The sequence below is a fragment of the Streptomyces sp. NPDC056480 genome (assembly GCF_042795405.1).
Classification (GTDB): domain Bacteria; phylum Actinomycetota; class Actinomycetes; order Streptomycetales; family Streptomycetaceae; genus Streptomyces.
Window position 1 is genome coordinate 1 of record NZ_JBHTSA010000196.1, and the last position, 9,053, is coordinate 9,053.

Here is a 9,053-nt window from a genome sequence, read left to right on the forward strand (position 1 = left end):
CATTATCACCGCACTTCGGCTGCGGTGATAATGTGCCGGGCCGAGCCGGTGGCTGCGTTCTGTGGTCAGGCTACGCCGCACGAAGACCGTTGCGAGAGCCGTCTGCCATCTGGCGAGCATGGCTGGCGGGCAACCACACGGCGGCGGACAGAATGCAGCAGATGTCCCACCGGGTCTAGGAGGCGGACGGCGGTGTTGCCAGTGGCGGCGGTGAGGTAGTCAGCACCGTTGCTGTGGGGCGTGGTGGAAACACTGGGCCAGCAGGCGGCTGCCGATACCACGCCCCGCCGCTGCCCGGGCCGGACGGTCAGCTGCGACAGGCGAGTCTGTGAGGTTTGAGGCCGGACAGCCGTGCTGTCCGGCCTTCCGGGCCTGCCACACCGTGCTACCTCCCCTGCCTCGGGATGCCTGACACGGAACGCTGACAGTTTGGTCCGTTATCTCCGTTACGCCTGCTTCCCGCCGGGCTGAGTATTGCTTGCTCAGGGGCTTTGCGCTGCGCGGGAGTGTGCTGGAAGCGTCAGAAAGGCAATCCGGCCCCTTCCCCGGACAGGTAGTGATCCTGATGGCGATGACCACGATCTCGGGCGGCGGCGTTTCATGCCGCGCATCCTGCCGGCAGGGGGTTGTGTGTTCCGTCTGTCTCTGGAGCACGAGTCGCTCGTTCCGGCTGCGGCGCGCCATGCGGTTTTTCCGGTGTCGGAGGCGTGGGGCTGAAGGGGGTCTATCACGTGCTGCTGGTGGTTTCTGGGCTGGTCACAGGTCACCCCTGCAACGCCGCCGCGGACGGTTCGAGCCTGGTACCGGCCCCTGTCACCGACGGCGGACCCCGCGCTGGGACCGGCGCCTTCTCCGATCGGGCCGAGCCCCGGGCACCGCTGCATACGGGGCGAGAAAGTAGAGACGGCCTTTCGAGGGAAGAATGACAAGAAATGGACTTCACGCGAAAGGGCACACGATGAAGCGCCTGCACTTGTTCGAGTTTCAGGATCTTCCGTGGCTGCCTCGGAGGATACGGGACCTTGCTACGGACGTTTTGCGCGACGGTGTGGTGCTGAGGTGGGACGTTTATCGGCCGGTAGTCCCAATCCTGGCTGATCTGATGCGGCGGACGGGTACCACGACCGTTGTCGATCTGTGCTCCGGCGGAACCGGCCCCTGGCTGAACCTCAAGGATCACCTTGAGAAGGAATACGGACCATTCATCTTGCACTTCACCGACAAGTATCCTAATCATGAGGCATTCAGCATGGCTCGGGAAAAGATCACGGATGGTCGGGTTCGTTACGACACCGTACCGGTTGATGCCACCGATGTCCCAGATCGCCTTGAGGGCATCCGCACGATGTTTACCAGTTTTCATCACTTCGAGCCGGACGAGGCAACTGCCATTCTGAAGGATGCGTACGAAAAGAACGACCCCATCTGCGTGTTCGAGTGTACCCGCAGAAATCTTTCAGCGACGCTTGGAGCGACTCTCGCCGCACCGCTTGTCGCCTGGTCTGCAAGGTGGCATGCGCGCCCGGTGCGCGTGCTGGAAACCATCGTGACATACGTGATCCCTATCATTCCCGTCATCCTCGCCTGGGACGCTTTTGTATCAAATCTGCGTACCTATACTCCTCGGGAGCTCAGGCAGATGACCGCAGGATTGCATTCAGATAACTACTCATGGGAGATCGGATACATCCAGGTTGGGGCTCTCGATTCCATCACTTATGCAATCGGTAGCCCGGTCAAGCATGCTTGATCTGACTTCGAGAACCGCACTCTCTGTGACGGGTTTGGCAAACATGCAGTCCGACGGCAGAAGTAGGAAGGGTCTGCGATGACGAATCGTTTGAATGGACGTTGCGTCGTGGTGACCGGAGCGGCTCGGGGAATCGGCGCAGGAATTTCTCAAGCAATGGCCGCCGAGGGTGCCCACCTGGTGATTGTGGACCTCCTTGCGGATCAGGCTGCTGAAGTAGCAATGACCATCATTGAGAATGGCGGAGTCGCAAAATCTGTCGCTGCCGATGTCACGGACCGTGAACAGGTGAAGGCTGTGATTGATTTTGCTGTCACTTCGTACGGCAACCTTGATGCTTGGTTCAATAATGCTGGAGTGAACGACCCGCGAGAATTTCTCTCAATTGACAAAGAGAACTGGGACTTTATTCATGATGTCAACTGCTGGGGGGTGGTTGTCGGTATGCAGGAAGCGGCTAGGCGGTTCATTGAACAGGGTGCGCCTGGGAAGATTGTCAATACTGCATCCAGCGTGGGAAGGCAGGGCGTAGGTGTAATAGCACCCTACTGTGCATCGAAAGCCGCAGTCATCTCGTTGACCCAATCTGGCGCCCGCGCATTTGCACAACACGGCATTACAGTGAATGGGTTCGCGCCTGGCCTAGTGGATACTCCTATATGGGAAGGAATTGATAAGGCTGTTGAAGCTATGGGTAGGCCTGAGCTGAAATTCAGCAGACTGCACTCTGACATCCTGTTAGGCCGTGCAGCCCTACCTGCAGATATTGGCCCTGTAGCAATTTTCCTGGCCGGATCGGACTCTGACTACATTACCGGGCAGATTATCCCAGTTGACGGTGGAATGGTCCTAGTCTGAAAATCTAGAATCGGGCCTGTAAAGATTCCGGCTCTGTCTCGCATTGGTGGTAACGGAGTGTGCTGCTATCCGAGGGGGATGAGGTGGTGGAGAAGGGTGAAGCTACTCGTCCGTGTATCTGGTGTGCGATCCGTTTGATCTTGGTGCTGACTCCTCGGTGGAACCGTTGCTTTACGGAATCGTGAGCGCGGCGTTCACGGCGGCTTCGTCTCGGTCCAGGCCGCGGGTGAACGCGTTTATCGAAGATCGAGTTCTCTGTTCAGGAACCGTGCCACCACGACTCGGTCGGCGTCAGTGATGCCAGCCCGGGCGTCGGCGAGCTCCACCTCGTCGTGCTGAAAGATCAGGTCGCCAGCCGCTGGGCTTCCTGGCCGGCGGCGCGGACGATCTCGGTTCGGCGGCGGGTCAGGTCTCGCAGTTCGCGGATCTCCCGGTCCGGGACGAAGGATCCCATCGCCATCCCGGACGCTCCTGCCCGGGCGAGGAATGCAGCGTCGCTCGGGTCGGTCTTGCGGCCGCGGATTCCCTTGAGGTGGGCAGGGCTGACGAGCATCAGATTGAGGTGCGGCTGGAGCATGTAGTAGACGCTCCGCCAGTAGTCCGAAGCGGCCTCCATGACGACCACCTCGACTCGGGCATCCACCAGCCAGGCCAACAGCCGCCGGATCTCCGACTGGGTGGTGCCGAACCGTTCGGTTTCCAAACTCCAGCTGCCGGGCTTCTTCGGGCTGGGGACGCGGGTGCAGGCGAGCAGGAACCGCTTGCCCAGGTCCACGCCCGCGGAGCGTAGATGGATGACCTCGACCTTCACGTCCTGCCGGGCCATGCCGTACTCCCTCCCACGCAGCGGTCGTGCCGGGCGGGTGTCCCGGAGGGATCAGGGAAGAAGCGGAATCTGACACGCGTGCTCCGGGCAGCACCAGTGCTGCCGTGGCAGCAAACCGTGGTCTCCTGGTCGATCCCCATTGCCATCCTGTCCAACGAGCTCACCGGCATCGCAGACCCATCGGCTGACCGGAACACCCAAGACAATTTTCCTGTCTCCGAGGTGATCAGCGCAGCGCTTCCGGCGTTCCTGTCCAGCAAAGGGTGTAACCGGTTTGGTTTCTGAGGTCAGATGCGGTTGTTGGTGTGGCGTCGGCCGAAGGCGATGTCGAATGCCCCCGGCTTTGCCCACGGCTCGGCGTACCCGTGGGCGGCGCGTGCCGCATCCGGGCGGGCGTCGGACCGCCCGGTCTCTAGCCGATGTGTGCCTCGGTCTGGTTGACCTGTTCCGCCCGGTCGAGGACCTTGGACAGGGTACGGCCGTGGAATGCGCAGGGCGCTGTTGTCGTCCGCGACGATGATGTCGCCCGGCTCTACCACCGTGCCCGCGATGCCGAGGGTGACCTGCACTCGGTCGAGCTGGACTCAGTTCTTCCCGCTGGCCATGGTGATGCCGGTGGTGAACAGTAGGCAGTCGGCTACCTGACTTCCAGGATGTCCCGCGACGGAGCCGTGGACGATGCCCTTGCCGATGGCCACAGCGGCCAGCAGCCCGCCCCAGGTGGTGCATCCAGGATGCCGCCGTTGTCGGACACGATGGCAGATCCGGCGGGCACATCGTTGATGTAGTTCGCCACATTGCGGAACCCCGCCGCCTCCGCGAGCAGGCCGGTACCGGAAGGTGCAGGCGGGGCGGACGCAGACGGCTCCAGGGATACGCGCGGCGATACCTGGAAGCACTCTGCCCAGGGCCATGCTGTCCAGCGCGTCGGAGAGCGCGGCGGTGTCAAGTGCTCCAGGCGGGTCAGCATCTCTTCGTCGAGTGGCGCATCAGGCGCTGTGCGGTCAGCGGTCGGAACGGGCGTCTCCTGCTCCGGCGCAGGCACGCAGCACGGACCAGGCCACGAAGTCCGTTGCCATGTCGACCACTTCGGGGCCACGCTTCGGGGTGGTCAGGGCGTATGTACGGGTGAAGCCGTTGATGCGGACCTCGCAGTGCATGGTCACCGTGCCGTCCCACGCCTGGCCGTCCGTGACGGTCAGCGGCTCATCGCTCCAGGCCCGCACTGCGATACCGGCGTCAGCTGCGCTTGGCAGCCGTTCGGCTGCCAGCCCGTCGGTGAGCCGGTCGTCGAGGCTGATCACCGGCTTTACCGGGTGCATCCGCAGCTCCTCGGCCGCGGTCAGCCGGCGACGACTGACGACGTGGCCGTCGAGCAGCCGGTCGATCCGCGCTTCGAGGCCGCGATGTTCACCCACTGCGACCGGGAGGGCGATGTCCACGTATGGATAGGCCCAGAGATAGGAGGGCGTCAACGTGAGCCCTTCGGCCTGGACCGCCTGGTCGATGAGGGCAGCCGCGTCGGCCTCGATGAGCCCGAGGGTCCGCCAGTGCGGGTGGTCGGCCGGTTTACTCGCCGGGGCGATGCGGTCGAGAAGCTCCTCGAGCATGGGCATGCACTCGCGGGGCGGCCCGGGAAGCATCACGACTCGGGTGCCGTCCGCTGTGGTGGACGATCCCCAGGCGGTCCCGTTCGAGTTGGGAAGCGGCTCGCTGCCCGCGGGGAAGAACGCCTGGCGCTCGTTGTCCTGGTGGACCGCGAGCCCGAACCGCTTCAACCGGTGCTGCACAGCCGTCCACGCCTCCGCATGGTACTCCAGAGGGACACCGAGGGCCTGGGCGACACCTTCGCGGGTCCGGTCGTCCGAAGTGGGGCCGAGACCACCGATGACGACGAGCAGGTCGTGGCCGAGCAGCCCTCTTACGGTCCGGGTGATGCCGGGTAGCGGGTCACCGGTGGTGGCGGTCGCCCGGACGCGGAAGCCGTGCCCGGTCAGTAGTCGTGCTGCCTGGGCGGTGTTGGTGTCCTCCACTGCTCCGCTGAGCAGCTCGTCGCCCACGGTGAGGACCGCAGCGGTTGGCTGCCGCGCGGAACCCGGGCCGCAGGCGGCCAGGAGCGCATGGGCTGACTGCTTGGTCCCGGCACCACCACCGAGGTCGTACGTCAGTGACTCACCGCGGGCCAGTACGGAACGTACAGCCTTAGGGATCTCCAGAGCCGCATCGCCGAACCCGAGGTGTTCCAACATCATCCCGACGGCGAGCAGCATGGCGGAGGGGTTGGCACGGTCCGCGCCTGCCAGGTGCGGGGCACTGCCGTGGACCGGCTCGAAATAGCTGCCGTGCTGTCCGTAATTGCCGCTGGGTGCCAGGCCGAGGCCGCCGATGACGCCCGCGCCGAGGCCGGAGAGCACGTCGCCGAACATGTTCTCGGCGACGATGACGCCGAAGCGCTCCGGCCGTTTGACCATCCACATCGCCACGGCGTCGGCATTCCGTACCTCCACTCCGATGCCCGGGTACTCGGTGGCCACCTCTTCGAGGACCTCCCGGACGAGCGCGCTGCTGCTCCGCAGGACGTTGGGCTTGTCAGCCCAGGTCAGCAGAGAATGGCCGTGGGCTCGGGCGTAGGCGAAGGAGAAACGCAGGAGGCGTTCCAGTCCCAGGCGGGTGACGAGCCGGAGCGAGACCCCGAGGTCCTGTCCGGTATCGGCGACGACGTTCGCGTGTCCCCCGACCATAGAACGCAGTGCGGCCGGAACCACGTCACCCGTGTCGTCGAAACCGGTGTACATGCCCTCGGTGTTCTCCCGGATCACCGCGAAGCGATACGGGCGGCCATGTCCTTGCAGGTTCTCCACCGGGCGGACATTGGCGAACAGCCCGAGCCGCTGTCGCAGCTGGACCACGGGGGACACATACCGGATGCCCTGCCCCTGCAGGCTGCCGGCGAGCTCGGCCTCGGCCTCGCGAGGCGGCTTGCTGGTGATCGCGGCCAGGAGGCACGTGTCGACGGTGTCGAGCAGCTCCCAGGTCCGTTCCGGTACCGGGTTGCCTTCGCGCCGCCAGTACTCCCATCCGATGTCGCCGTACGTCAGCTCGACCGGCACCTGGAGCAGGTCCAGCACGGGCAGCACCGCGTCCACGACCTCAGGCCCGATGCCGTCGCCCGGCAGTACTGCGACCTTCTTGACCGATGTCACGCCACGTCCTCAAAGTGATCGAGCTCTGCGAGGAACTCCTGGATCGCGCTCTGCCCGAAGCGCGCGTTGTCGTGCTGCGGGTGCATTCCGGCACCGGGCACAGCTCGCGTGCGGACACGCCGTTCAACAGTGCGGTACGCAGCGTTGCTGGGCAGCTCATGCCGGAGCCTCACTGTCGGTGGCGCGGAACCTCCGGCCCCTGGGACTGGACTCTCCAGGTGTAACCCAGAGGCATACTTGAGTAATTAACACTCACCTCGCACAAGAGTGATGGCGTTGCTGATCCGGCCCTCGCTAGGGTCGGCTCCAGCCCGTGCCGGTCCGGCGTGCGCGGGTGAGGCCCGGTGCCCACATGCTCTGGGCGGAGTACCGGGCCGCCCCCAATCTCCAGATCCCCGCTTCTCTGCGCGTCGGGGAGCAGCTTTTCTGGCATTTCGGGAGGTAGTCGGCGGGCTGATGCTGGCCCGTTCGTCTCGGTGACTGTCTCGTGGTTCGTGGGGCCCCTATGGGTTGGTCAAGTTGATGGGGCGGTTTGGGGTTCGTAGAAGGTGCCGTCCCGGAGCATGGCGAAGAGGACGTCGGCTCGTCGTCTCGCGAAGCAGAGAAGGTCCTTGCCCGGCTCGCGAAGTCAATCCTGGAGGACGACGTCCTGCGCCGGCTCTTCGAGCGGACGCAGCCCGATCCGAGAGCCCCCGCAAGCGCCCCCGCTCCCTTCGGCAAGCACCAGGACCCTGGACCCGATCAAGGCAGGGGGCGACGCCCAGGCGCTGAGGCCCGCAGTTGGAAGTGGCATCGGTTCCTCCCGGCGGGATGCCGCGCGAATTCGACGGCGCACCGGCCGAGACGCGATCGGCGTCCACGGCCCGCAGACGCCGCAGCGAGGCGAGGATGCGGGAATAGGCCCCCGACGTACGGAGGTCCTTGTGGCTCAGCCGGTCCGCGCCTCTCCCCGGAAGACTTGGAGCTCCTGATGCAGCTCCTCGTCGCGGCCCGGCTGCGCGCGGCGTTCTGCCCGTCGCCGAAGCCGCCGCCCATCCGGCGCCGCTCCCGCTCACTGCAGTCCATTCTCCGGTGCGCGCAGGGGCTTCGCGGCGTGCCGATGCGCGCACCGGCGTGCGGTGCGCTCCCGCCCAGCGCACCGCTGTGCCGCACGGTGCACACGAGAGTGGACTCCAGTCCCGCCCGCTCCACCCGGTGCACGCACGGAGGGCGAGGGCGCATCGGATGTGGTGCGCTCGATGCGCACGCGACCAGGTGTGCCGCCGGATTCCCACCCAGTCCATCGGGTGGGAATCACCCCCCCCTTGTCCAGCCGCGAGTTCTTCGACGTTGCCTTTGTCCACGTCCGCTACCGGGCCCCACGGGGGTTGCACCGCGCCTGGCGCACGGTGGCGGAGGGGAGGACTCTCCCTCCCGGTGCACCATGCACCGTCACCGTGGGTAGGAGTGGTGCACGGTGCGGAACTGCCGCGTGCTCCGGCATCGTGGTGTGCTCGACCGAGTGGAAGTGGACACCATCGTGCGCACTGGGCTTGGGTAGCCTCCATCGAGTGGAGGCGCGGTACCTCGTACGCCACCAGGGCCCCTGGGCGCACCTGGACGAATCGTCTGGTCAAGGGGCGAAGCGAACACCCCTGTTCGGTGGATGCCCCGGGCAGGCCCACAGAGCGGAACCCACTCAGCGGGGGAGTGCGGGTGGGTGGGGGCCGGAGATGCCACACGCGTGCGGCGCAGGTTCTTCTCAGTGCCTGACCCGGTCGGCGCGGATCCGTCCGAGCAGCCGTACCGGTTCCTCGCGCAGCAGCCAGGACAGGCGCACGATGTCGTAGCCGGAGTCGAGCACGAACAGTACCTGGGGGTCGCCCTCGCACCGCTGCCCGGCCTCACACAGGCGCCTCAGCAGGTCCCGGATCTGGGTGGCGGTGACCTCGGTGGGGTCGTCGTCGGGGCCGAGACGGACCGCGTCCAGCAGCCCGGTCCACGGCGTCGGGCCACCGCCGAGGGCGGCCGCTACCTGGTACGGCCACCCCGGAATCGTCTGACGCCGCCCGTCACACCGGCACGGCCGGTGACAGTGCAGCCGGCCCGGTGAGCACTCCGCGTCCGGACGCGGCCACGGCGTCACATCCAGCGCGATCGACATCTGCCGGCCAGACCCACGCGGCAGCGTCAGGCCGGCCAGAGCGACCCGCAGCCGGGACACGTCGATCCGGCTGTCGGCCAGTGCGTCGTACATTGCGCCATGTCCCCGCCGGTGCACCGTCTGAAGTGACAGCCCCGGCAACGACACCACCACCGGGCCCTCCGCGCACAACACCGCTTCCACCAGCTCGAACAAGGCATCCGCGCGGCGGGTCATCGCCTCGTACAACCCCACCCGAAAGCAGGAAAGTTCAGCCAACACCTGCCGTGGCAC

Annotated in this window: 6 protein-coding genes; 3 read left to right on the forward strand and 3 right to left on the reverse strand. The window is 65.7% G+C overall.

The genetic code is table 11. The features are described from left to right. Nucleotides 1-958: 958 nt before the first annotated feature. Nucleotides 959-1,750 carry a hypothetical protein gene (locus ACFQ79_RS39165; RefSeq protein WP_383592798.1) on the forward strand — a complete coding sequence of 264 codons (792 nt, stop codon included), beginning with the start codon at nt 959-961 and terminating at the stop codon, nt 1,748-1,750. A 108-nt stretch (nt 1,751-1,858) separates the two neighbouring features. After that, nucleotides 1,859-2,608: an SDR family oxidoreductase gene (locus ACFQ79_RS39170; protein ID WP_383592801.1), complete on the forward strand. Its 750-nt coding sequence runs from the start codon at nt 1,859-1,861 to the stop codon at nt 2,606-2,608. 343 nt (nt 2,609-2,951) lie between these two features. On the opposite strand, the gene ACFQ79_RS39175 is transcribed toward ACFQ79_RS39170, so the two are convergent. Then, the gene (locus ACFQ79_RS39175) at nt 2,952-3,434 is read right to left on the reverse strand and encodes a transposase (RefSeq protein WP_383592804.1); all 483 of its coding nucleotides are present in this window, start codon (nt 3,432-3,434) and stop codon (nt 2,952-2,954) included. Between the two features lie 78 nt (nt 3,435-3,512). On the opposite strand from ACFQ79_RS39175, the gene ACFQ79_RS39180 reads away from it, so the two are divergent. Continuing rightward, nucleotides 3,513-3,719: a hypothetical protein gene (locus ACFQ79_RS39180; RefSeq protein WP_383592807.1), complete on the forward strand. Its 207-nt coding sequence runs from the start codon at nt 3,513-3,515 to the stop codon at nt 3,717-3,719. Between the two features lie 719 nt (nt 3,720-4,438). Here the strand turns inward: ACFQ79_RS39180 and ACFQ79_RS39185 are convergent. Together ACFQ79_RS39185 and ACFQ79_RS39190 are read right to left on the reverse strand one after the other, a co-directional pair. Beyond that, entirely contained in the window at nt 4,439-6,637 is a 2,199-nt protein-coding gene (locus tag ACFQ79_RS39185; protein WP_383592810.1) for an isocitrate/isopropylmalate family dehydrogenase, read from the reverse strand. A gap of 1,741 nt (nt 6,638-8,378) precedes the next feature. Continuing rightward, nucleotides 8,379-9,053: transposase (locus tag ACFQ79_RS39190; RefSeq protein WP_383592813.1), on the reverse strand; the 675-nt coding region annotated here is incomplete at its 5' end.